Genomic DNA, 24,759 nt, shown 5'->3' with positions numbered 1-24,759 from the left:
TAACAATTCGGTCTTGTTTCGGGATATTACTTGGCACATTTGTGAGGGGTAAAATCGTAGAGTATAGGGAGCCGGAGTGATTTATTACAAAAAGTAGATGAAAGCAAGAATTTTAAAAGTTATCGTAATACTACAATTTCTGGCTCTCCCTATTTTAGGGCAAGGTAAGCATGATACCATAAGAGTCTCTGATGAAATTGATCTCATTAAGTTATCAGAAAATGTATATCTGCATACATCATACGTGCAAACAAAATCTTGGGGTAAGGTCGGAGCTAATGGATTATTATTGGTTAAAGATGGAAAAGCTTTGATGATTGACACACCTTGGGATGATAAGCAAACAGAAGAATTAACCTCTTGGATAAATGATTCTCTGAATGCGACAATAACAGCAATTATTCCCACTCATTGGCACGAAGACTGTATGGGAGGATTAGGATATTTGCACAGCCAAGATGTAAAATCTTATGCCAGTCAAGCCACTATTAATATTGCTAAGGAGAAAAACTTATCCGTGCCTCAGTATAGCTTTACAGATTCTCTTTCGATTAATTTTCAAAATATTCCTGTAGAATGTTATTATTTCGGGGGAGCCCATACAATAGATGTTATTGAAGTATGGTTACCTACTGAAGATATTCTATTCGCAGGAGATGTTCTCAAAGATATAAATTCCAAAAGTTTAGGAAATATTGCAGATGCAGATATTAAAGCGTGGCCAATAACAATAACGAAAATAGCAAAAAGGTTTCCTAAAGTCAAAACAGTCATTCCCGGGCATGGGAATATGGGTGGAACTGATTTGATAGAACATACTTTGAAATTGTTAGAAAAGTAGTGCTGTTTATTTATCTTTACTACAACACCGGATTAGCTCCTAAAATATAAAGAGATAATAAAAGACATCGAAAAAAGTGTCACTTTTGTTACCTTTGTAACCTTTTATAGTGTAAGGTGTTGAAAATGAGTGGTGACATAGTTTACAGATATTATTAGATAATATGTAATTGTTGTCACTTTTTTAGGCTCGTAAAAAAGAATAATTCGATAAGTAAGTCTTTATGGATCAGTATATTTTTAAGACCGAACGACTGGGTTTTTCCGTATGGAACAAAAGTGACACTGAGGTGGCAACTTCTCTGTGGAGTCACCCCGATGTGATGAGGTTACTTTCTGCTACAGGGACATACACCCCTGAGCAGATAGCCGAAAGATTGACACGAGAAATACAAAATCAAGCATTGTATGGTGTTCAGTACTGGAAACTTTACAATCTCGAAACCTCAGAGTTTATAGGGTGTTGTGGTTTGAAGCCTTATCACGACGAAACAGATATTTACGAACTCGGGTTTCAATTACTGCCTGCCTTTTGGAATAAAGGATATGCGTCGGAAGCTGCCCGATTCAGCGTTAACTATGCTTTAGAAGTATCGAAGGCTCAGAATATTTTCTCAGGGCATCATCCTCAAAATGAATCTTCTGCTAAGTTATTAGCAAAGCTGGGATTCAAGGCTTTTACTACTGAATTTTATGAACCCACAGGGTTGGTTCATCCCTTATACAGCTATTTTCCAGTAGTGTAAATTTTAATAATTAGAAATGATTCATCAAGATACTTCCCGACTATCGCGCTTAACCGCCATACTGATATTGTTGCAATCGCGTCAGATTATCACGGCTAAATTCATTGCAGATAAGTTTGGGATAAGTACGCGTACCGTTTATCGGGATATCAAAGCTTTGGAAGAAGCAGGAGTTCCCATTCTTACCGAAGAGGGTAAAGGCTACTCTCTCATGCAAGGGTATGCCATACCCCCTGTAATGTTTAGCGAGAGTGAAGCGAATGCATTGATTACAGCAGAACAGATAGTAAAAACAAACAAAGACCAATCGTTTGTAAAGAATTACACGGAGGCGATCACGAAAATAAAAGCGGTATTAAAACATAATACCAAGAGCAAAGCCGAGTTGCTATCGGATCGTATTCAAATTCGTAATAATTCGGAAGGCAAAACTACGAGCGATTATTTATCTTTACTACAATTGGCAATTACTAATTTTCAATTAATAGATATTTCTTATACTTCCGAAATCAGTGAAGACACGGAAAGGATAATCGAACCACTGGCTTTATACAGCACACAGGAAAATTGGATACTGATAGCACATTGCCGGTTAAGAAACGAAAAACGAGCATTTCGCCTCGATCGAATACAGGAGTTGAAAGTGCTATCGGAAAAGTTCGAATCATATAATTTTACTTTTCAGGATTATTTTGAGGAGTGCAAAGTAAAATATCTGGCTACCCTTGACACAGGGTTGTCATAACGATAGGCTTTCTTTGCAGTAAATCATAAAAATTGAAAGAAAAATGAAAACAACAATCGAAAAATTCTATGTTATCGGTATCTCAGTAAGAACAACCAACGAAGGAGGTCAGGCAGCAAAAGACATTCCTCAGCTTTGGGATCGATTTGTATCGGAAGATATTGAATCTAAAATACCCAATAAAGCGAGCACTGATCTCTATGGGATATATACCGAATATGAAGGCGATTTTATGCAACCTTACACAACCATTGTTGGTTATAAAGTAAGTAGTCTGGATAATATTCCCGAGGGGCTTATCGGTTTGACTATCGAAACATCCAATTACGAGGAGTTCACTGCCAAAGGAAAACTATCGGATGACATTGTATTTAACAAATGGACTGAAATATGGAAGTCGGATCTGGACAGAGCTTATCTGGCTGATTTCGAAATTTATCCCGAAAAGTCATGCGAAATGGATAATGCCGAGATTGGTATTTTCGTTTCTATTAAATAAATGATATAGTAATTTATGCTTCGACCTATCGATGAATTTTTTTTAGAACATGATGAGGATACTAACAGTTGCCTGCAGTTCCTCCGAGAGCATATTCTCAGTTTCGATGAGAATATAACCGAAGCATGGAAGTATCAATTGCCTTTCTACTACTATAAGAAGAAGCCGTTTTGCTATTTTTGGATACACAAAAAATACAAGCAGCCCTATATTGGTATTGAAAATGGCGGACTACTCGATCATCCTCAATTACTCAGAGAAAACAGAGTAAAGATGAAGATCTTATTAGTTGATCAAACCAAAGATATTGATTTGGAAGCAATAGATACAATTCTAAAAGATTCACTCTCATTACATAAAGATTCGCCTGCTAAGTAGGCGAATCTTTTTTATGAATGCGAAAGTCGATCTTATCATATTTAGTTCATTTTGACCTCTTTCTACAAGCTGCAAACTTTATATGTAATCCACTTTTTTATACAATAATAGTTTTTGTATTTCATTTATTATCATTCTGTTATGATGGTTCTCGTTTGTGCTGAATCCACTATTTGACCACTCCTCCAATTATGCATATGCCCTTGATTTTACTTTTGTTGCAATGAGAGTTGGCCATCTCAGCAAAAGTTAGCAATAATCAAAATCTAATATTCATGGAAAAAAATCTGTTAAGCAGATGGAGGAAAAGCTATACCCTTGTTTTTCTGCTGCTACTGCTATTTGATGTAAATCTCTATGCTCAGAGTACAATCACTGTACACGGACGGGTAATAGATGATACTATGAAAGAGCCCCTGATCGGACTCACTGTACACGAGAAAGGAACAACCAATGGTACATTGACGGATATAGATGGAAACTACACCATTAATACAAAAAACGGAGCAACATTGGTTTTTACATTTCTGGGGTATGTACCGGTTGAAGTGGTAGCCAATAAAAACCAGATTAATGTGACAATGAAAGAAGACTCTAAAATGTTAGAGGATGTAGTAGTTGTTGGGTATGGTACACAAAAGAAAGTAAATCTTACCGGGTCGGTTGCAGCCATAGACGGTTCTACCATTGCCTATAAATCGTCGTCGGATGTACTGTCGGCTATGCAAGGCGAAATGCCGGGTGTTGCCGTTTTACGAAGTAGTGGACAACCCGGAAAGGAAACCTCGGGAGTACGTATCCGTGGTTTTTCGTCAGCCAACGATACCAAGGCTTTGGTCTTAATTGATGGTGTTGAAGGGGATATGAATCTCTTAAATCCGAATGATATAGCCAGCGTTTCCGTCTTGAAAGATGCTGCAGCCAGTTCTATTTATGGAGCACGTGCGGCGGCAGGAGTCATTCTAATCACCACAAAGTCAGGAGGAGAAGGAAAAGTCAAAATATCATATAATGGATATTATGCGATCAACACTCCGGGTCTCATGCCAAAACGTCTACCTGCATGGGAAGAGCAAAAATTTATAAACGAATCGCGTATAAATGCCGGAGGAACTCCCGAGTGGAACGAAGAACAATCGTCGTGGGTGGGAAATCCTAACTTTAACTATCGTCCTAATAATACCAATGGTCGCTGGGATCTGTTCGAAGCCACCAATTGGATTGCCGAAGGTACAAACGATCATACTACTCAACAGAACCATGGCGTATCTATTGCCGGAGGAACCAAAGAACTTAATTATCTGATTTCGGCAGGCTTCTTTACTAAAAGTGGTATTCTAAAATACGGACCCGACAAAAATGAACGTTATAATCTGCGTGTTAAGTTAAACTCTGAATTGAATAAGTACATGAGTTTAGGCATAAATACAAGTTATAACGGGCAGTTCACCGAAACCAACCCATATGGTGCGACAAATATATTAGAGCGTTTGTATCGGGTGAGAGGACGTCAACCGATTTATAACCCTCAGGAAGATATCAACTTTAAAACCAATCCGTATAATGGCGATTTGCAGGTAAATGCAATTGACTTAATGAGAAACGGTGGATATAACGAAACTCGTTACGAGGCCTATATGGGTCGGGGGGAACTGACTATACATAACTTTGTTCGCGGACTTAGATTCCAGTTGAGTGCATCTCGTCAAGCTGCTTATTATAATAGTGAGGTCGCAAGGCGTACACTTATCTGGTATGACAGATTGGGTACTACTATCCGTTTTCAGGCAAACAACCCTAATTCTTTAGAGAAGACCAAGAACTACGACTATCACAATAACTTTGATGCTTTAGCCTACTATGATTTCAGTTTGAATAAGCATTCGTTTAATCTCTTACTGGGTACTTCGTACGAAGACTACCGAAAGGATGAAATGAAAGGAATTGCACGGAATCTTAACTCGAACGATTTCTTCTCTTTTAACGCTTACGATGCCTCGTTAGCTACAAATACAAGCTTAAGCGATTTGGTGGAGACATGGAGTATGATGTCTTACTTCGGACGTATAAACTATAACTATGCAGATAAGTATCTGTTTGAAGCGAATATTCGGTATGACGGAAGTTCTCGTTTAGCTCCCGGTAACCGTTGGAAAGCCTTTCCCTCATTTTCATTCGGGTGGCGTATGAATCAGGAAAGCTGGTTCGATATTCCCCAGATCGATAATCTTAAAGTACGTGCATCGTGGGGACAATTGGGTATCGGCGGAATTATTGGGTTTTATGATTACCTGCCTATTCTTAACGATGGTACACTCATGGGCGATAAATACTACTATCAGGACAGGCTTGCGGCCAAAGACAAAACATGGGAAGTGGTTGAGACAACCAATATTGGATTTGATTTGGATATACTATCGAGCCGCTTAAGCTTTACCGGAGATTACTACTGGAAGTTTAACAACGATATGTTGATAGAATACAATCTGCCTAATCTGGCCGGAGTAAAAGCACCTTATGGTAATATAGGAAGATTGAAAACATGGGGATGGGAGTTCCAACTTAATTGGAGAGATAAAGTGGGAGATGTAAATTATCAGCTAGGATTTAATCTGTCTGATAGCCAGAACAGGCTGGTGCAGCTAAACGGAACCAATACGATTGCCCCCGGATCAAAGCAGTTTTTGGAAGGCTTCCCATTGAATACGCTTTGGGGATACGAAACCGATGGTTTCTGGTCGAGCCGAGAGGAATACCTTGCATTTAAAAAAGCAAATCCCGGTTTTCAGTCATTTAATGATGCCAATGTAAGCGGAGGAGATGTAAAATATCTGGCGCAAGGTGAGCCAAACCATATTATTGGAGCCGGAGGTGGTACACCCGAAGATCCGGGAGACCTTATTTACTTGGGAGACTCTAACGGACGCTATCTCTATGGCCTTAATATAGCATTGCAATGGAACAACTTCGATTTTTCGATGTTATGGCAAGGAGTAGCCAAGCGTAAGCTGCTTATAGATACCAATACGATAGCCCCGTTCCAATCTACCGCAAATATGCCATGGACAATACACCGTAATTATTGGACGGAAGATAATCAGGATGCATATTGGCCACGTTTGTATAATGCCAATACATTCAACTACTACCCTTCGGATAAGTGGGTACAAAATGCAGCCTATATACGTTTGAAGAATGTGCAGGTGGGTTATAATATCCCGATTAAGAAAAAAATAGCCGATAGAGTAAGAGTATATATATCGGGAGATGATATTTGGGAGCATAGCGACTTGTTGTCGGTATTTGACCCCGAGGTAGGGAACAATGCAAGTGCCAGTTATTACCCATTCTTCCGAACCTGGAGTATGGGGCTGAATATTACATTCTAAGTAACAGCAAGTATTCGGTATAACCTGAGTTAATTATAACGATGAGTGGTATTTATACTTGCTAAAGTAATAAATAGGTCTGCGACCTTAAATTGCGATATACATTATGAGAAAAATATATTTTTTACTGATCGCTTGGGCTCTATGCCTCTCAGGGTGCGATTTAGATAAACTTCCGGAAACGAATTTTACAGATGCAGCATTCTGGAAGACTGAGACCGATGTGCGTGCTGCATGTAACCGATTGTATGACGAGCTGCAAGGCTTTTCGCACGATACACGTGGCGATGAATTAGTGAGAACGGCTGCTGATAATGTGTCGGCAGGAAGCCGTACAGTACCGTCTACCTCCGATGATAACTGGAATAAACCTTATACCCGTATTTTCACAGCTAATAATATTCTCGACAAAGCTCCAAGAGCAGCTATCGAAGAATCCGTTCTGAATAGGTGGATGGCCGAAGCCTATTTCTTTAGAGCCTATCATAATTTTATGCTCGTGAAACTGTATGGCGATATCCCTTTAGTGTTAAAGTCATTTGATGATCCCAATGACCCCATTATGTATTCGGGGCGAACCTCACGTGAGCAGGTTATTCAGCAATGCTATAAAGACCTTGAGTTTGCTGCCGAATGGTTACCTACAAGAGCCAAATTACCGGAGAAAGACTGGGGACGTGTTACCCATTCGTCGGCATTAGGTATGATTGTTCGAATCGGATTATATGAAGGGACTTTTGTTAAGTATCATAATCTGGGCAATGATTATAAAGCGCATCTGAAGAAATCGATAGATGCAGCAGAGTTATTGATGAAAGAAGGGCATGACCTTTATCCTAATTTCGAGAAGCTATTCACATTTGACGGCGAAGGTCCGAAGAATCTGGAGAATGTATTTGTGAAAGTATACGGTCCCAATGGAGCAGGAACCACAGTTCATGGTAATGCCAGAGCAATGGAAAACAGCGTTTCGATAACTCGTCAGATGGTCGATTTATTCCTTTATAACGATGGGCTGCCTCGTGAAAAATCACCACTTAAAGTAACTCCCGAAAAAAGTTTCGATGATGCTTTGACTAATAGAGACCCTCGTCTCAAAATGACTGTTTTCAGTCTGGGAGAAGACGCTTTCAAAGGGGCATACATACCCTTTTCTAATCAGCATGGATATGGTTATTCGATAAAGAAAGGTTTTATGATGGATGAATGGATTACGGTAGGACGGGAGACAGTAGATAAAATGCTGATTCGTTATGCTGAAATACTGATCTCCTATGCAGAGGCTTTATATGAATACAATGGTTCGATAACAAATGATCAGTTGGATAAAACCGTGAATAAATTACGAAGCAGAGTCGGGTTTAATGTGAAACTGACCAATGACTTCACTACCGCTAACGGTCTTAATATGTTGGATGAAATTCGCCGTGAACGGACAGTTGAGTTTATTGACGAAGGTTTTCGATATGATGATATCATGCGTTGGAAAATAGCCGAGAAAGTATTACCTACCTATCTCATAGGTGCAAAATTTGTAGATTCCGAAACAAGTAAATTACGTAAAGACTTAGAAGCCCGTTTAACTGATTCTACGGGAAAACTGAAAGGGAAACAGGTGTATGACGAAGCCGATATGTATGTGATCGAACTGGCTGATGATCGGAGGTTTGATGCTGATAGGGATTACTTGTATCCGATTCCATTGAATGAAGTAGCTCTTTCGAAAGGAAATATTACTCAAAATCCTAACTGGTAAGGTCTCATACCTATTTGTTGCTTTGGTAAGCATAATAGCGAGAGACAGTTATGTTGTAAAGTATAACAATAAATATTTAGCGTTACTTAAAAAGAAATATGAAAAAGATAATATTAATACTAATGGCAATTGCTGCCTGTTATACATTCACCGCTTGTAGCGATGATGAATGGGGCAATGGAGATCCGGCTATGGAACATATCTATTATGTAGGCTTCCTGGATTGGGGCAAACTCAAAAATGATGTTGTATTTAATATAAAACAAGGAGAGACAGCAACTATCGCCATACAGTTTCATAGTGAGCGTGTCCGCTCTTACAATGTGGTTACATACTATTATGTCGGAGGAACTTTGGTGCGTGGCACAGACTATCAGATTGTTGACGAAGCAGGCAATGTCCTGCAACCCGATACAAGCGGAGCATTCTCAATAAATTGGCCGCAGGCTATAAAAGGAGTGAAAAATGTATATGTAAAAGCTCTCAATGCTTCGGTCGGTTCACTCAATGTATTGACCTTCGATCCGAAGCAGGAGATTTCGTATACAAATATTACTAATAGTATAACGAACGATTATGAAGTAAGATCGTTCACTCAAAACTATAAAGTGACGGTTAATATTAAGAAGTAAGTAATAAAAAGGTCTGCGACCTTAGGCGTGTTTTTTTCTTAATGGATTTTTTATAGCTGAGTTTGAGAGAGGCAGAATTACAAGCTAATTCGTATGATTTGTATTCTGTCTCTTTTTCTCTTATTTTTACGTAAAGGGTCTGAGACCTTAACTCTTAAAAACTATCGGATGAAAAAAACTTGCAAGACACCATTCATTGTGGTCATCACACTTTTAATTTATTTAGTATCGTTCCCATCAACGCTTAGTGCTCAACGAGAGCTGAAAACCATAAATGACGGATGGCGGTTTATTAAACAAGATATACCTCAGGCATCTGATGCGGAATTCAATGATAAACAATGGGAGCATGTATCTATACCTCATACTTGGAATAGTGATGCTTATGTTGATAAGCAATATTACCGAGGCATAGGGTGGTATCGTAAAAACTTATACATATCGGATCAATATAAAGATAAGCAGGTTTTTATCCGTTTCGAAGCTGCAAATACAGTCGCTTCGGTGTATGTCAACGGCAATTTTGTAGGAGAGCATAAAGGAGGCTACACATCGTTTACATTCGATATTACGCCCTATTGTTTGATTGGCAAAGATAATCAGATAGCCGTTAAAGTCGATAATTCATTGACAGATGTACCTCCCGTTTCCGGCGATTTTACAATCTTCGGCGGAATCTATCGGGACGTGTGGTTGATTACTACACCAAAACAACATTTCGACCTGTCCGATTTTGGTTCGAACGGAGTATATATTGATACCAAAGACGTTTCGCAGTCGGCAGCTTCTTATATCATACGTGGCAATGTAAAGAATGATGGATCACTATCGAAAAAGATAGAAGTAACTTATACCCTAAAAGACCCACAAGGCAAAATTATCAAAACGGATAAGAATACAATCACTATTCAACCTAATTCAAAAAGCTCGTTTTCTTATACAGGGAAAATTGATAATCCGCAGCTTTGGTCGCCTGAGCATCCGAATTTATATGCTATTGAAACATCCGTTTATGATCCTAAAACAAAGCAGGTATTAGACAAAGTCAATAACAATACAGGATTTCGTTGGTACAAGTTCGATGGAAAAGAAGGCTTTTTCCTGAATGGAAAACCGTATAAACTAAACGGAGTATGCCGTCATCAGGATCAACAGCCGATAGGCAATGCTTTGAGTGACGAGATACACCGACGTGACATGCAGATGATAAAAGATATGGGTGTGAATTTTATCCGCATTTCTCATTATCCGCAAGATGATGCCATATTGGAACAGTGCGATAAATTAGGGCTGTTGACATGGGAAGAAATTCCCGTTATTGATATCGTGCCAGAGGATAAAGATTTTACCGCAAACTGCGAAAACATGCTTCGGGAAATGATTCGCCAGCATTACAACCATACTTCGGTTATTATGTGGGGATATATGAACGAAATATTGCTGATGACACAACGTAAATATCAGGGAGATGCATTGAAAGCTCCTACTGATCGAGCTTTGGTTTTGGCTAATCATCTCGAAAAAGTATTGAAAGAAGAAGACCTGTATCGCCCGAGTACAATGGCTTTTCACGGAAGTGATTCGTATAATAAAGCGGGATTTAATGATATTGTGGATGTTGTAGGATGGAACCTGTATCAAGGTTGGTACTCTGATGATTTTACAGGATTCGAGAAATTCTTAAGAGATCAGCAGTCAAAGCATCCCGATAATCCTAAAATTGTAAGCGAATACGGTGCAGGCTCTGACAAGCGTATTCATTCTCTGACCCCTCAGCGATTCGATTTCAGTATCGAATATCAGCAGGAATATATCGAACATTATCTTCCCGTGATCGAGAAAGAAAAATATATAAGCGGTGCTACTTATTGGAATTTTATAGATTTTGGGTCGGCAGCACGTGACGAATCTATGCCTCGAATCAATAATAAAGGGCTTGTATATTCGGATAGGACTCCTAAAGATGTGTACTTTTTGTTCAAGTCTTTTTATAGAAAAGATATTCCTGTTATTCATATTGCTTCTCACGACTGGCAAAACAGAACAGGTATTACTCGTACGGGAGAGCCTTGTATGCAACCCGTGAAAGTATATTCGAATATGGATGAGGTCGAGTTATTCCAAAATGGAAAATCACTCGGAATCAAGAAGTGTCACAATCGCACGGCTACATGGAATGTTCCATTTACAGACGGAGAACATTTTTTTACAGCCAAAGGTGTGTTTGAAGGAAAGCCAATCGAAACAGGATTAACCATCTCGTTTAACTCGGTACCCGAAGTCTTGAATAATCAGAATCTGGAAAAACTTGAACTTGCCATAAATGCAGGTAGTACTTCATTTTTCACATCTTCGGAGAGCAATCTTACTTGGGTTCCCGATAAAGAATATAAACCCGGAAGCTGGGGATTTATCGGAGGGAAAACAGCTGAAACTGTAGCACAAATAATGGGCACGGCAGATAATCCTCTGTATCAAAGTTTGCGGGAATCTCCCGACCAATACCGTTTTGATGTTCCCGCAGGAAGATATGAAGTAGAATTATCTTTTTCGGATATATTCCTCCCTAAAGAAAAAGTAGCTTATGATCTGAGCGAAAACTCTCAGAAGGCAGTCAGTAATGAGAATGTATTCGATATTGTTATTAACGGAAAAGTGGTAGAATCAAAAGTAAATCCTGCAAGAAATGTCGGATTTTACGGAGTAGATAAAAAACGATTCATTGTAGAAGTGTCCGAACAAAATTATATCGAAATCAAATTAATCTCTCTTTCAGGAAAATCATTTATAAATGCATTAAAAGTTAGAAAATTATAAGTAGTCGAAAGTATTTGAGGACACCTTTTGTAGGGGTGGAGTTCTACTCCACCCGATATAGAGTTCTATTATTTTTCAGTGTTACTTAATTCACTTTCTGAGCTAAAAGTTATAACAAGGTCTGAGACCTTAAACTCTTAATTATGAAAAAAACGTATATTTTATTCCTGCTTTTTCTGGGAATGATATCCACCGTTAATGCTCAATGGATATGGGATATCAACACAATGACATCCGTTAAAGCAAATATCCATTCGCTCACTTATTCGAGTGCCTATAGAGACCTTTTGCAGGATGCTGATAAGGTTATGCAGAAGAAAACACTATCGGTTACAGACAAAAAAGCAATAGCTCCGAGTGGCGATAAACACGATTATGTGAGCCTTAGCAGATATGTTTGGCCCGATCCTGCAAAATCAGACGGATTGCCTTATATACATAGAGATGGGGAATCTAATCCCGAATTAGAGAATTATGACAGAAACCCATTAGGAGAGATGGCTAATGCTGTAAATACGCTATCGTTGGCTTACTTCTTTAGTGGTGACGAACGTTATGCGGCAAAGGCTGTGGAATTTCTTCGTACATGGTTTTTAGATCCGAAAACTAAAATGAATCCCAATCTCAATTATGCACAGTTCGTTCCCGGTGTAAATGACTCTAAAGGTCGTCCTATGGGATTGATTGATACCTATTCGTTTGTGGATATGCTGAATAGTGTACAACTTCTCGAAAGTTCGAAGAGTTATACTGCAAAAGACAAAGCCGTATTACAGAAATGGTTCGGTGAATTCACAAAGTGGTTCGAAACCAGTAAACAGGGTGTTGAAGAGCGCAATGCGAAAAATAATCATGCCTTAGCATACGATGTTCAGTTAGCGATATACCACTTGTTTTCGGGTAACGATAAAGGGGCACAAAAGGTTGTGGATGAATTTGCCGAAAAACGTCTTTTCACTCAAATAGAACCCGATGGAAAACAACCTCAGGAATTGCGTCGAACATTGGCTTTCGGTTATTCGCAGTACAATATCCGTCACATGATAGATATGTTTGCCATTGCTAAACATTTTGGAAAAGAACTGAATAAAGTAGAATCTTCGGATGGCAGAACCTTTTATAAAGCGGTAGATTTCCTGACTACTTATCTGGGCAAAGAAGTTTCGGAGTGGCCATATCAACAAATAAGCGGATGGGAAGGCAAGCAACAGGAATTGTGTGAAGACCTTTATCGAATTGTGGCTTTAGATCCGTCAAAGCAAAATTACTTAGCACTTTATAAAAAGTATAGTAAACAAAAAATGTCCGATCGCAACCGATTACTTTTTGGTGCTCCCGATGTGATAGATGAAGTATTCAACTTTACAATACGTCAGTACGATTATGCTTTTGAGTGTATGGATAAAGTTTTAGCTACTACCGATAAAAAGAATCTGGTTAATCCACGTACAGTAGAAAAGGACGGAAGCCTTAGAATGGTAACACCTCGTGACTGGTGTTCGGGTTTCTTCCCCGGATCGCTGTGGTATGTATATGGTTATAGTAAAAACAATCAATGGAAAGAAAAAGCCAATAAGCAATCGCTCCTTATTGAGGGTGAGAAAATGGACAGAGGCACACATGACCTTGGCTTTAAATTATATTGCTCTTTTGGCAATGGTTATAGGTTGACAAATGACAATCATTACAAGGAAATACTTTTGCAATCGGCTGAAACTTTATCTAAAAGATTCAATCCTAAGATTGGAGCTATCCGTTCGTGGGATCACAATGCCGATAAATGGCAATTTCCTGTAATCATAGACAATATGATGAATTTAGAGCTTTTGTTTTGGGCGGCTGAAACTTCGGGCAATAAGAAGTACTACGATATTGCAGATAAGCATGCCATGACCACATTGAACAACCATTTCAGAGACGATTATTCGTCTTATCACGTGGTTAGCTACGATACAATATCTGGTAAGGTGGAGAAGAAACAAACCCATCAGGGATATTCCGATTCTTCGGCATGGGCAAGAGGTCAGGCGTGGGCGTTGTATGGTTTTACAATGACTTATCGTTATACGAAGAATGCTGATTATCTGAAATTAGCGGATGAGGTTGCCAAGTTTATCTTCTCGAATAAAAATCTCCCTGCCGATCTGATTCCATATTGGGATTTTAATGATCCATCTATACCAAATGCTCCGAGAGATGTTTCTGCGGCTTGTGTTATAGCATCGGCTTTGTATGAGCTGGCACACTATAGTAATACGAACAAGGAAAAATATACAACATGGGCTGATACCATATTGAGTAATCTGATTGATAATTATATGGCTCAGGAGGGTACTGCGCAAGGATTCTTGTTGCTGCATTCGACAGGGAATTATCCTAAGTCGGATGAGATTGATGCTCCGATTGTATATGCTGATTATTATTTCCTGGAAGCACTCAACAGAAAAAAGAATTTAAAGAATAACCAAAAGGTGTATTAAAGTGATAGGTTTCTTTTGGGTATTTGTGAAAAGAGGAGAACCGTTTGGCTCTCCTCTTTTTCTTATCTTTCATTCTGATATTAAGTAATGTGCAATAAACAGGTTTTCGATCTTAACTGAAAAGTTTATCAGGATATACCTTATTTGCTACAAGGTCTTTTATTTTCAAAATAGCTTCGGGGCGATCTTTAGCATAAGTAATACCAAACCATTTGGATGGTGTGTTGAATACTTTCACTTCGATCAGTTTCTTTTCGATCAGCGTATTTATTAAAGTCGGGATCAGGAATTCAGCCTTCACCTTGTCTTTATTTTCTTTTAGGAATTCGACGAAATATTTTTCCGAAAGGTCGAAATAATCGGGAGTGAATCCCCACATATTCATAGACACGGGAGTTGTATCAGTCAGATTTTTCCAAGTACCATCCTCGTCTTTAAACTGAGGAGTACCTTCCGCTCTTTTAACTTCGGTGCGCTCTACTATTTTGAGAAGAATATTGTCTTTGTCTACTTCGCAGATACCTCTGGCTACCGATCCGCTGTCGGACAATGTATTGCCTAACATGTACCCCATCATACAATAATGAGCGGTTTTACCCTCCATGTTTCTGAGTTGTCCTGCTAAAAGTTGAAAGCTCTCTCTGCCGTAAAAGTCATCAGAATTTATGATTCCGAATGGTTCGTTAATAACCGTTTTACCCATCAATACCGCATGATTTGTACCCCATGGTTTTTCTCTCTCGGGGTTGGGAGTAAACCCTTCGGGCAGGTCATCCAATTCCTGAAACACTACTTCTACAGGTATTGATTTTTCGTATTTGGAGAGAATCTTTTTTCTGAATTCCTCTTCAAAAGCTTTTCGTATTACAAATACAATTTTACCAAATCCTGCTTGTAATGCATCGTATATGGAGTAATCCATAATAGCTTCCCCATTAGGACCCAAAGCGTCGAGCTGTTTTAGTCCACCATATCGGCTACCCATTCCGGCTGCCAGTACAAATAATGTAGGTTTCATAGTTCTTTTTCTCTATTTGATGTTAATAATAATCTCTGTATAGTCTAAGACGGATAAAATTTACTTCTCTTTGGAAGTCGAATCTATCTTATAGACTGAATAACAAAGATACAAATTTCTTTATCATCTTTGTCCCTACGTGCCGCCTTAAGTTTACCTTCGGCATAAGGTAATCCCGATAAATAATTACTCTACTATCATCCTATCTTTTAACATTCCCTATAGCTCTATTGTTCATTATTAATGAGATTCATAACCCTCTAATCTTACGGATAGACTTCTAATACTTGTACTTTTTGAGGTGCTATATCAGCTTTGCCTTCTCCATCTACCTGATCTGCTTTCTGAACGAAAATATGCAGTTGTTTCTTGTTTCTCCATAGTTCTGTATCGAAAGAGGGTTCCCATGAGCCGACCGAAAAATCAGTTAAATCACGGACTGTCCATTTATTTCCATCAACGTCTTTGCAAACAGCCATCGAGACTTTTCCCTCTCTTTCTTCATCCCGAAACAGTAGAAATAAATTTGTATTTTTACCCTTAGTGTCAACTATCAGTTGAGGGCGTGAAATAGGTATACGTTTTGTTCCTCCCCCTTTAAGAGAGAAAGATGTATTTCGGAAATTAAGGTTCAGCACTCTCCATTCGTTATGCTTGTTATAAACAATATGATATTGTGGGATATCAGAGTTTTTTTCTCTCCAATAAGTTGCAATGTAAGGATTACCTTTACTGTCGGTAGTCATTGCAGTTTGATTGATCAGTTCGCTGTTTTGAGGAATCAATGCTGCATATTCCGATGTCTCGGCAATTATCGGTAATATATATATTTTTCCTTTTGAATTCATCCATGTTATACCTCCGTCTAATGATTTTGCATAACATAGGTCATGATTAGTTGCCACATCGGGAGTCTCACGCCATACCCACGAAATATGGATAACACCTTTATCGTCTACGCACGATTGGGCATAAGCATTTCGCTTGCCTTCGCCATCGATCAGGTTTTTCTGTAACTGATTCCATGTCTTGGTTTTTACGTTGTAGCGGTTTAAGACGAGATTTCCTTTTCCCGATTGCCCATCCCGATATATAAATATCAAATCTCCATTAGGCATTTTGTAAAATTCAGGATAAGTGACATTTTCCTCCAATTCCCCTGTCATCGATTGTTTATCGCCTAATTCTAAAGATAGAGGTGCAATACTCTTAGCATAGCGCAGAGGGTGTCCGTGATGATCCCAAGATACATGCAGATATCCGTCACCATCAGCCATAATGCTGATAGAATTATGAGCATCATTCACATTACCTGTATATTGAGTTTTATGTATAGTCCATTCTCTTTTAGGAAGTTTTCTCTTACCCAAGATTAGGAATCCATCATTGTCATAATACGCTATAAACTGTGTGTCCTTGTATGTGACAAGCGAATTTTTTCGGAATACGGTTACATTCAACGAATTGTTTGCCCATCCATCACCAACAGGCACTAACTGCTGTGAATAAATGAGTTGAGGTAATAAGCCCAGAATAAGTACAATAAGGTTTTTCATAAATCAAAGATATCTAAAGTCCAGTTATCTAACCATCTCAATACAGGTAAATTATTTTCAAACTGAATAGGTAGCCATACATACCTGCCATCTATCGGATTTTTGGGAGTCCATCGGTCTGCCATAAAAATAAAAGCATCCTTCTTGCCTGCAACAGGTAATATATAGGTACTTTGTGAATGAAAAGTCAGTTCGGAGTTTTTGCCTACACAAGGATTAGGATATAATTTCCAAGGTCCCCAGATATTGTCTGCAACAAGTAAACGTGCAGCATTAGGAGCCCAGCCTGTACATCCTGAGGTAATCATAAAGTAACGCCCGTCTTTCTTGAAAATAGCAGGAGCTTCGTTATGACCTGCGGGTTCTATCCGTATATATTTACCAGTGTGGCTCAGGTAGTCGTCAGTCAGTTCTGCTAATTGTATAGTCAGATTTTCTTCCGACGAATATATATGATAGGCTTTGCCATCGTCATCTACATATACGGTCATATCACGTGACATTTGCCCTCCTTGAAAATCACGGCGGACAAACATTCCGTCTTTTACGGCGGTAGTCCATTCTTTAGTCCACCACTTAGGGAAATTTTCAGGTGTAACTTTAGAGCTCTTTTGCTTCTCAGACATATCTATAGGGAAATATCCTGCATTGGGACGGTATGATTTCACAAACCGAAATGGTCCGGTTGGTTTATCACTTGTCGCAATTCCTACGTGGGCACTTTCGTATCCTTTGCCTTTCAGTTCGAGATGAAAGAACATGACAAATTGTTTTGTCTTTTGATTGTACACTACCTTAGGTCGTTCCATAATGCAGCCTTTTGCAATAGGACTGTTTTCGTCACTTTCTACAACAGAAAGGGCAACTCCTTCGTTTTTCCAATTGTAAAGGTCGTCTGACGAATAGCACATAACACCCACTAAGGCGTTATTGCTTTTTTCTCCCTTATTTTCTCCAAACCAATAGTATTTGCTGTTGTGATAAAGCATTCCTCCTCCATGAGCGTTTATGTGGATGCCATCTGTATCCGTCCATATTTTTCCGGGTTGGAATGATTGGTGCGAAGAGACATTATTATTTCCCGATGGAGATTCTATATAAGAAGTAGAGGCAAACAAAACATTTACATCAAGAATAAAAAGGAAGGCTACTAGGAGATATTTTAACTTTATCATATTGATTATTCTTTAAGAGAACAAAGTTTTGATTTGAGAGAGATAGTTTTCAAGGAATGGGATTTCTCTTTCTGGAGAAGAGAAACCCCTGTACCATTTTATTTATTTACCGGCTTAATCATATCCCGGATTTTGCTCCAATACAGCATCTTTATTCAATTGAATTTCAGTCAGAGGTATAGGCAGTAGAAGATTTGTTTTGCTTATCCCCACTATCGGTTTATATTTGGTGGTATTCAGTTTAGCCCGTTCGACTAAGGTTCCTGTACGCATCAATGTCATGCGGCGGTTTTCTTCACCGATAAGCTCTCTGGCACGTTCATCAAGTATAAAATCCAATGTAATGTCGGATGCCGAAACTTTTCCTTGTGCCGGATAATTAGGAAATGCACGTTCGCGAAGCACATTGATTGTATTGGCAGCCTCCGTTGTTTTACCTTGCTTAAACTGAGCTTCGGCAAGTAGCAGGTAAGTTTCTCCCCATCGCATCAAAATCCAGTCTTTAACCGTAGCCCATCCGAAAGTGTCATTTGGATCAAAAGCTCCCCATTTGTTAAGGCGAAGGTTAATTTATGCAGCATTGTAGTATGGATTTTGAGGTTAATTTTCCCAAAACTAGATAAAAGGAATAAGGAGAATAGGGGAGAATCAGATCAAAGGAGTTGAATTATAGATCAACTCCTTTTTTGTTTAGTAGAGAATAAAATCTGTTGCTATAATATGGTTGTGAAGATTTGAAACGTTAAAATCCGATAGCATGATCTTTGGGGAAATCTTCTCCCGACCAAGCTTTTTTAGCAGTCCAATCTTCAGCGGGAGCCGCCCAGAACGAATGATCAGCAGGTAGTCCCAACGGTAGAAATGTGAGGGAGGTCAGGTACAGACTACCGTTGTTGGTGTACCAATCGGCAAGATTGGGTTGGTGTCCCGCAAACCCCAGTTGAAGAAATCCTTTCTCATTGAAATTGCCTTTAGCTTCAAACATTCTTTTCATAACGCATGTCAATGCACTTCGAACCTGCCCTTCGCTTAGCTCTTCGGGTAATTCTTGTCGCCACGATAATAAAGCTAACGGTTGAAAAGCTCCCATGCGGTATGTCATAGACCGCCCAAAAGCAGGGAATGATCCTTCGGGTGATATAAAACGTTCTAAAATAAGTCCGTATCGTTGCATACGCTTGCGGGCAATATCTAAGGTCTCTTGTTTTACCATTCTGTTTTTAGTTACCAATACTTCCAGAACTTCAACATACATTGGTTGAATAACATAGCTGTTGTAGTAATCGAATGCAAAATGGGTTCCGTCGGCATACCATCCGTCTCCCACATACCATTCTTCTATTTTACGAATGGCACTGTGAATGCGGTATGCGTCGTATTGCTCGTCTATTGACAGGAGGAATGTTTCGATCATTGCCGAAAACAGTAACCAATTGGTATAGGGTGGATCTACCCAACGTAGTTTTTGAAATTCGTCAACATAGCGTTTTTTTGTCACTTCATCCAGAGGTTCCCACAATTGTTTGGGTGCCCTTAAAAAGCTATTTGCTACATAGGCTGCATCTACAAGAGCTTGCCCTTCTTTATCCCATTGCAGATAATCGGGACTATCAGGGTCTACTGCATGTGCATAGCTTTTTAAAGCCCATTCTCTTAATTGCTTTCTTTGTTTTCCTTCGGAAGTATTGTCATCGGGCAGACTTAACCAAGGTGCTAAACCTGCCATCAGGCGTCCGAAAGCTTCCATATACGTTACTCTGGTACGGCGACCATCCCACGTGGGGCTTACTTCTACCTGCATGTTTTTTACGAGTTCGCCTTTACTCATATTACTCAATACAGGCTCGGATATTTTATAAAGCAGATTTGCCCAATAAGTGCGGTCGGGAGTTGGTTCTGCTGCTTGTAACTGCACAGAATAACAAGTACAAGCGAAAAAAAGTAAGGTGAGAATCTTTTTCATAGTAAGTTGAATTTTTGTGTTGTTTACTGCTGCTTATCCAGATATTTTACTAATTCGGAGGCTGCCAGAAGAAATGCTCCTACACCAAAATCGGCAGTCGAGTTTACGTCTACCACTTGTCCCGGTATTGCTTTTTCTCCAATGGGTTGTACATACCCAATTTTACCATCGGGTTGTAAAGCTGTTTCCGATAGATATTTCCAGCTTTTTTCTACGACAGGTAAATAGGTTGCTTTATCAAGGATTCCATTGTTTATCCCCCATAAGAAGCCATAAGTAAAGAAAGCCGTTCCACTGGTTTCAGGTCCCGGTGCATGTTGAGGGTCGAGCATAGACCGTGTCCACGAACCATCTTCCTGTTGACTGTCTGCAATGGCAATTGCCATATCCTGATAGATTTTGATGTATTCTGCCCGATGTGCATTGGTTTCAGGGAGATTTTCCAACGTTTTGGGCATGGCTGCGAAAACCCATCCGTTACCTCTCGCCCAAAAGTCTTTTAGTCCGTTATCAGTTTTATGCTTCGGATAAATATATTTGGCATCTCGATAGAATAATTTACTTTCGGAGTCATACATCAGATCTCTGGCAAACGAAAAGTATTCGTATAATTTATCGAGATACAATTCGTTATCTGTAAGTTTATAGAGTTTAGTCATTACAGGCATTGCCATGTACAGACCGTCTGCCCACCACCAATAATCGTTATTTGGTGTTGACATCTGGTATTCCATTACTTGTTTGGCTCTGGCTATTTTCTTCTCATCGGGATTCAAGTTGTATAAGTCGATATATACTTGAAAACAAGTCTGGAAATCTCCGAAAAGCACATATTCGTCACTTTCTCCATAACTGTATTTCCATTTCGAAGTATCGTTCGATTGAGCCCCCATCCAAAGATTATGTTCTGCCCACGCTTCGGAATAAGCTTTGTAATTCTCAATTTTGGTGACCTCATAAGCTGCCATGTTTCCAGTATGATAGGCTGCCCGATGCCAGAATGAATTTTCGTGATTGGGGTGTGATGCCTGCCAGTTCCCGTTTACTTTTTGAATGATTTCGATAACCTCAGTTCGGGCGGGTAAGTTCGATTCTGACCGTGTGGCGGTTTTATTATTACTACATCCTATATAGGAGAAAGTAAAAAGAGGAATAAGAAATAAAAAAGATGTTCTGAATTTTCTCATAGTGTCTATTTATTAAGGTCTCCGACCTTTTTATTATTGTCTTTTTGATGGAAGCAAAGATGTGAAAGACATTAATAACAGATAGTGTATGAATAATTCAAAAGAGGAGTATAATTAATTCATAGTTATAAATCCGCCATTTTTATAAATAAAGCCTCACTGTTTGAAGTGAGGCTTTAAGAAATAGATAACCTATCAGAAAGGTCTGATACCTTATTTCAAAATACTGATTGTATAACTGTACTTGTATTCTTTATCACTGAATCGGTATTCATCCAGAGGTTTTGCTCCCCAAGAATCTAGCCCGGCAACTCCGCGTTGGAATAAGTCAACACAAAGAACTACTTCTTTACGAGGTAATACATCGGAAGCATGTTGTTGCTTCTTAGTCATTCCCGGATCGAGGTCTTCGGGTCGATTATTGGTCGCACTCACCGATAAAGGTTGTGCTCCTTTTATAAGAATGCCTTTACCTGATTTGTCTGTTAAGGATAACCAGCGTACATCGGTTTTGTTACCACCTTCCTGAGGACGGATGTATGGATAATACTGATCTTCAACAGCACCGTTCCAAACGCCCATAAAGGTATCGCCGTTTCGGTCTACATAATTCTCCCAAGGACCACGACCATACCAAGTGAAGTCATTGTATTCTTGGGGTAGAGTCATGAGCATACCGAAACGCATCATTTCGGGCAGGTCATCCGATAAGGCTTTATAATGAGCATCAGTAGTAAGGCTACCGTCTTTATTTACGGTATAAGTGAAATCAACTTTTGCTTCAATACCTCTGAGTTTTGCCTCATAATTGAATGATATGGCACCACCGTTTTCCTGAGACCCTTTGTATGTATAAATAACGTTCTGTCCGGCGGCATCCCATATACGTAAAGCGTATTGTTCCCATGATCCGAAATCGTTATCGATAGGAGCACGCCAGAAATTCAAGCGGGGAAGTTCACGAAATACTCTTTTTCCGTCATTCTCTACTGATAGAAGGCTCTTACCGTTTTTAGTCGAGAATTCGTAGCTGATTGTACCCGATTTTACAGTAATCTTATCTTCCCCTTTCTCTACGTTTAAAGAACCTGTATAAGTTGCAGGTGTAAAGTAGTTATTCGAATCGAATGCAAATTCTTCTTTAGCCACCTCGAATCCTGCAGGGGTAAACGGTGTTTGTTCCTTATTATAAGCAAATAGTTGCAGATAGTATTCTGCTCCTGCTTCGGGTGTGATTGCCGGTAGATTCAGTTTGATGTCTTTTTTAGTATCAGCAGGGATTACTGCATCAAAATTACCTTCACCGAATACTTTTCCATTTTTAAGAAGTACCCATTTGTAAGTATAATTCTTGTTGGTAAGGTCTGTGAATTTAAAGTCATTGATTACAGTAATAATACCGTTATTCAAATCTTTAGGTTCGAACAGAATATTTTGATATACTTTCTTTACAATATGAGTATGAGGCAGGTAATTCTGATCGGGACTTATGATACCATCAATACAGAAGTTACCATCATTCATTTTATTGTATCCCTTAAGGTCTCCACCGTATGCCCAATAAGGACGTCCTTGTTCATCCTGAGTTTTGAATCCGTGATTGTACCATTCCCAGATAAAACCACCTTGCATATTTTTACTGCTACGCATCAAATCCCAATATTCCTGGAAATTCCCCATACTGTTACCCATGGCATGAGCATACTCGCACATAATGTAAGGACGTCCTAAATCTTTGGCGGCATCCCTTTTCATAGATTCCCAAGATGGGTACATCGGACAAAGAATATCGGTATTAGGATCTTTCTGATGTGCTTGCTCGTACTGAACAGGGCGGCTGTTGTCTCTTTCTTTAGCCCATTTATACATCTCGAAAAAGGCTTTGCCGTTACCCGATTCATTTCCTAACGACCAGAATATTACGGATGGGTGATTTTTGTCTCTTTCAACCGAACGGATTATTCTATCCATATGAGCACCCAGCCATTCGGGTAGATTGGATACATTATCAGGTCCATACCCCAAACCGTGCGATTCCATATTTGCTTCGGCTACTAAATAGATACCATATTGATCGCATAATTCGTACCAAAGGGGAGGTTGAGGATAGTGTGATGTGCGTACTGCATTTATGTTTAGTTCTTTCATCAACTGAATATTACGCATCATCACCTCACGGTTTACGACTTGTCCTGTTTGAGTATTGAATTCGTGTAGATTTACACCTTTGAAGTATACTTTCTTACCGTTAACAAAAACTTGTCCGTCGGTGATTTCTATTTTTCTGAATCCGATTTTGTGAGAAGTCGATTCTATAACCTTGCCCTTGTTATCTTTTAATGTTATAACCAAAGTGTACAGATTAGGAGTTTCTGCCGTCCATTTAAGGGGAGACGAAACAGTTCCTTTGATGGTAGTCTCTGCTGTATTATCGGCAGGAATATTTACTTTCTGATTACTGTTAAATACCTTTTTACCATTTTTGTCTAAGATGGAAACTTCTACGGTTTGATCTTTTGCCGAACTGGTATAGTTTTTCAATACAAGGTCTAAAGAGAATAATCCGTTTTTGTAATTTTTATCCAGATCGGGGTGTGCAAAGAAATCCAAGATACGTGTTTGATCTGTCGAGTATAAATATACACTCCTGTTGATACCACCTAAACGCCACATGTCCTGATCTTCGAGATACGAACCATCGCTATATTTGTGTACTTCACAAGCAAGGGTGTTCTTTCCTTTACGGACGTATTTTGTGATATCAAATTCAGCAGGGCTTTTTGCGTTTTCTGTATATCCTACTTTTTCGCCATTCACCCATACATACATCGAGTTGGTTCCGCCTTCGAAGTGGATAAATACGCGGCGACCATCCCAGTCTTCAGGAATTGTAAACTCTCTGCGATATGCTCCTGTGGGCGAATCTTCTCTGTCGATGTGAGGTGGTTTTGCTTTGAAACCGAAGCCTACGTTTACATACATAGGTATGCCGTATCCGTTAAACTCCCAGTTTCCGGGAACTTTCATATCCGCCCATTTCGAAACATCGTAGTTCTCTTTGTAGAAACCGGCAGGAACTTCGCTGATTTTGGGTACCCAATAAAATTTCCAGATTCCGTCCAGCGACTTAAAGTAAGGTGAAGACATAGACTCATTTTTGAGAGCCGAAGTTTCGTCCGCAAATGGCAGGGATGTAGCTCTGGTTTTTTCCTTATTTACAGCAAATACCTCCGGGTTCTCCCAGTCAGGTACATTGTTCTGGGCATATAGATTACCACAGATGACTGCAAATAGAAGCAGATAGATGTTTTTTTTCATGGTTTAATAATTTAAAGTATTTTATATCTTGACAACTTGAATTTCGATTCTTGGTTTTATCGGTAAACAGTAGAAAGTATTGGACATCTAATATAGTGATAAACAAAAATACATCCAAAATTTTATATAGAGGTAGACAAATCATTCACTCGAAGGATAACAAATCGGTCAATTAAGGCTTTAGACCTATAAAGGTCTCCTTTTTTGAATTATCTATATACTATTTCAAGAAAATTATTTCTAATATTGTGATAACCTTT

General features: G+C 39.2%; 17 protein-coding genes. 10 read left to right on the top strand and 7 right to left on the bottom strand.

Annotated features, from left to right (window positions below):
- Window positions 1-97: 97 nt before the first annotated feature.
- From bla to G7050_RS04580, 10 genes are all read left to right on the top strand, one after another.
- On the top strand, window positions 98-841 hold the full coding sequence (gene bla, locus G7050_RS04625) for a subclass B1 metallo-beta-lactamase (RefSeq protein WP_166111875.1): 744 nt from the start codon (window positions 98-100) through the stop codon (window positions 839-841).
- 223 nt (window positions 842-1,064) lie between these two features.
- On the top strand, window positions 1,065-1,586 hold the full coding sequence (locus G7050_RS04620) for a GNAT family N-acetyltransferase (RefSeq protein WP_166111872.1): 522 nt from the start codon (window positions 1,065-1,067) through the stop codon (window positions 1,584-1,586).
- 16 nt (window positions 1,587-1,602) lie between these two features.
- Window positions 1,603-2,331, top strand: coding sequence for a YafY family protein (locus G7050_RS04615; RefSeq protein ID WP_166111868.1), 729 nt, complete (start codon window positions 1,603-1,605; stop codon window positions 2,329-2,331).
- Window positions 2,332-2,374: 43 nt separating this feature from the next.
- The gene (locus G7050_RS04610; protein ID WP_166111865.1) at window positions 2,375-2,830 is read left to right on the top strand and encodes a GyrI-like domain-containing protein; all 456 of its coding nucleotides are present in this window, start codon (window positions 2,375-2,377) and stop codon (window positions 2,828-2,830) included.
- Between the two features lie 15 nt (window positions 2,831-2,845).
- Window positions 2,846-3,208, top strand: a complete 363-nt coding sequence (locus tag G7050_RS04605; protein WP_166111863.1) for a DUF1801 domain-containing protein — start codon at window positions 2,846-2,848, stop codon at window positions 3,206-3,208.
- A gap of 275 nt (window positions 3,209-3,483) precedes the next feature.
- Window positions 3,484-6,597: a TonB-dependent receptor gene (locus G7050_RS04600; protein WP_166111860.1), complete on the top strand. Its 3,114-nt coding sequence runs from the start codon at window positions 3,484-3,486 to the stop codon at window positions 6,595-6,597.
- A gap of 106 nt (window positions 6,598-6,703) precedes the next feature.
- Window positions 6,704-8,353, top strand: coding sequence for a RagB/SusD family nutrient uptake outer membrane protein (locus G7050_RS04595; protein ID WP_166111857.1), 1,650 nt, complete (start codon window positions 6,704-6,706; stop codon window positions 8,351-8,353).
- A gap of 98 nt (window positions 8,354-8,451) precedes the next feature.
- Window positions 8,452-8,985: a hypothetical protein gene (locus tag G7050_RS04590; RefSeq protein ID WP_166111854.1), complete on the top strand. Its 534-nt coding sequence runs from the start codon at window positions 8,452-8,454 to the stop codon at window positions 8,983-8,985.
- 168 nt (window positions 8,986-9,153) lie between these two features.
- Window positions 9,154-11,802 (top strand): glycoside hydrolase family 2 TIM barrel-domain containing protein, encoded by a 2,649-nt coding sequence (locus G7050_RS04585; protein WP_166111851.1) that lies wholly within the window; start codon window positions 9,154-9,156, stop codon window positions 11,800-11,802.
- A 143-nt stretch (window positions 11,803-11,945) separates the two neighbouring features.
- A complete protein-coding gene (locus G7050_RS04580) occupies window positions 11,946-14,282 on the top strand; it encodes an alginate lyase family protein (RefSeq protein ID WP_166111848.1) in 2,337 nt (778 codons plus the stop codon).
- A 112-nt stretch (window positions 14,283-14,394) separates the two neighbouring features.
- Here the strand turns inward: G7050_RS04580 and G7050_RS04575 are convergent, their stop codons facing one another.
- The 7 genes from G7050_RS04575 to G7050_RS04545 form a co-directional block, all read right to left on the bottom strand.
- Window positions 14,395-15,300: a sugar phosphate nucleotidyltransferase gene (locus tag G7050_RS04575; RefSeq protein ID WP_166111844.1), complete on the bottom strand. Its 906-nt coding sequence runs from the start codon at window positions 15,298-15,300 to the stop codon at window positions 14,395-14,397.
- A gap of 266 nt (window positions 15,301-15,566) precedes the next feature.
- Window positions 15,567-16,856: a BNR repeat-containing protein gene (locus G7050_RS04570; RefSeq protein ID WP_166111841.1), complete on the bottom strand. Its 1,290-nt coding sequence runs from the start codon at window positions 16,854-16,856 to the stop codon at window positions 15,567-15,569.
- Window positions 16,853-18,031 carry a glycoside hydrolase family 43 protein gene (locus G7050_RS04565; protein WP_166111838.1) on the bottom strand — a complete coding sequence of 393 codons (1,179 nt, stop codon included), beginning with the start codon at window positions 18,029-18,031 and terminating at the stop codon, window positions 16,853-16,855. Before G7050_RS04565 ends, G7050_RS04570 begins: the two co-directional genes overlap by 4 nt.
- A 114-nt stretch (window positions 18,032-18,145) precedes the next feature.
- Window positions 18,146-18,601, bottom strand: coding sequence for a RagB/SusD family nutrient uptake outer membrane protein (locus G7050_RS04560; protein WP_166117637.1), 456 nt, complete (start codon window positions 18,599-18,601; stop codon window positions 18,146-18,148).
- A gap of 172 nt (window positions 18,602-18,773) precedes the next feature.
- Window positions 18,774-19,994 carry a DUF2264 domain-containing protein gene (locus G7050_RS04555; protein ID WP_166111835.1) on the bottom strand — a complete coding sequence of 407 codons (1,221 nt, stop codon included), beginning with the start codon at window positions 19,992-19,994 and terminating at the stop codon, window positions 18,774-18,776.
- A gap of 23 nt (window positions 19,995-20,017) precedes the next feature.
- On the bottom strand, window positions 20,018-21,181 hold the full coding sequence (locus G7050_RS04550) for a glycoside hydrolase family 88 protein (protein WP_166111832.1): 1,164 nt from the start codon (window positions 21,179-21,181) through the stop codon (window positions 20,018-20,020).
- A gap of 213 nt (window positions 21,182-21,394) precedes the next feature.
- Window positions 21,395-24,499 carry a glycoside hydrolase family 2 TIM barrel-domain containing protein gene (locus G7050_RS04545; protein WP_166111828.1) on the bottom strand — a complete coding sequence of 1,035 codons (3,105 nt, stop codon included), beginning with the start codon at window positions 24,497-24,499 and terminating at the stop codon, window positions 21,395-21,397.
- Between the last annotated feature and the right edge of the window lie 260 nt (window positions 24,500-24,759).

Source organism: Dysgonomonas sp. HDW5A (assembly GCF_011299555.1).
Taxonomy (GTDB): Bacteria; Bacteroidota; Bacteroidia; order Bacteroidales; family Dysgonomonadaceae; genus Dysgonomonas_A.
Note: the sequence above shows the minus strand (reverse complement) of the source record. Positions and strands in the feature narration are given on the sequence as shown.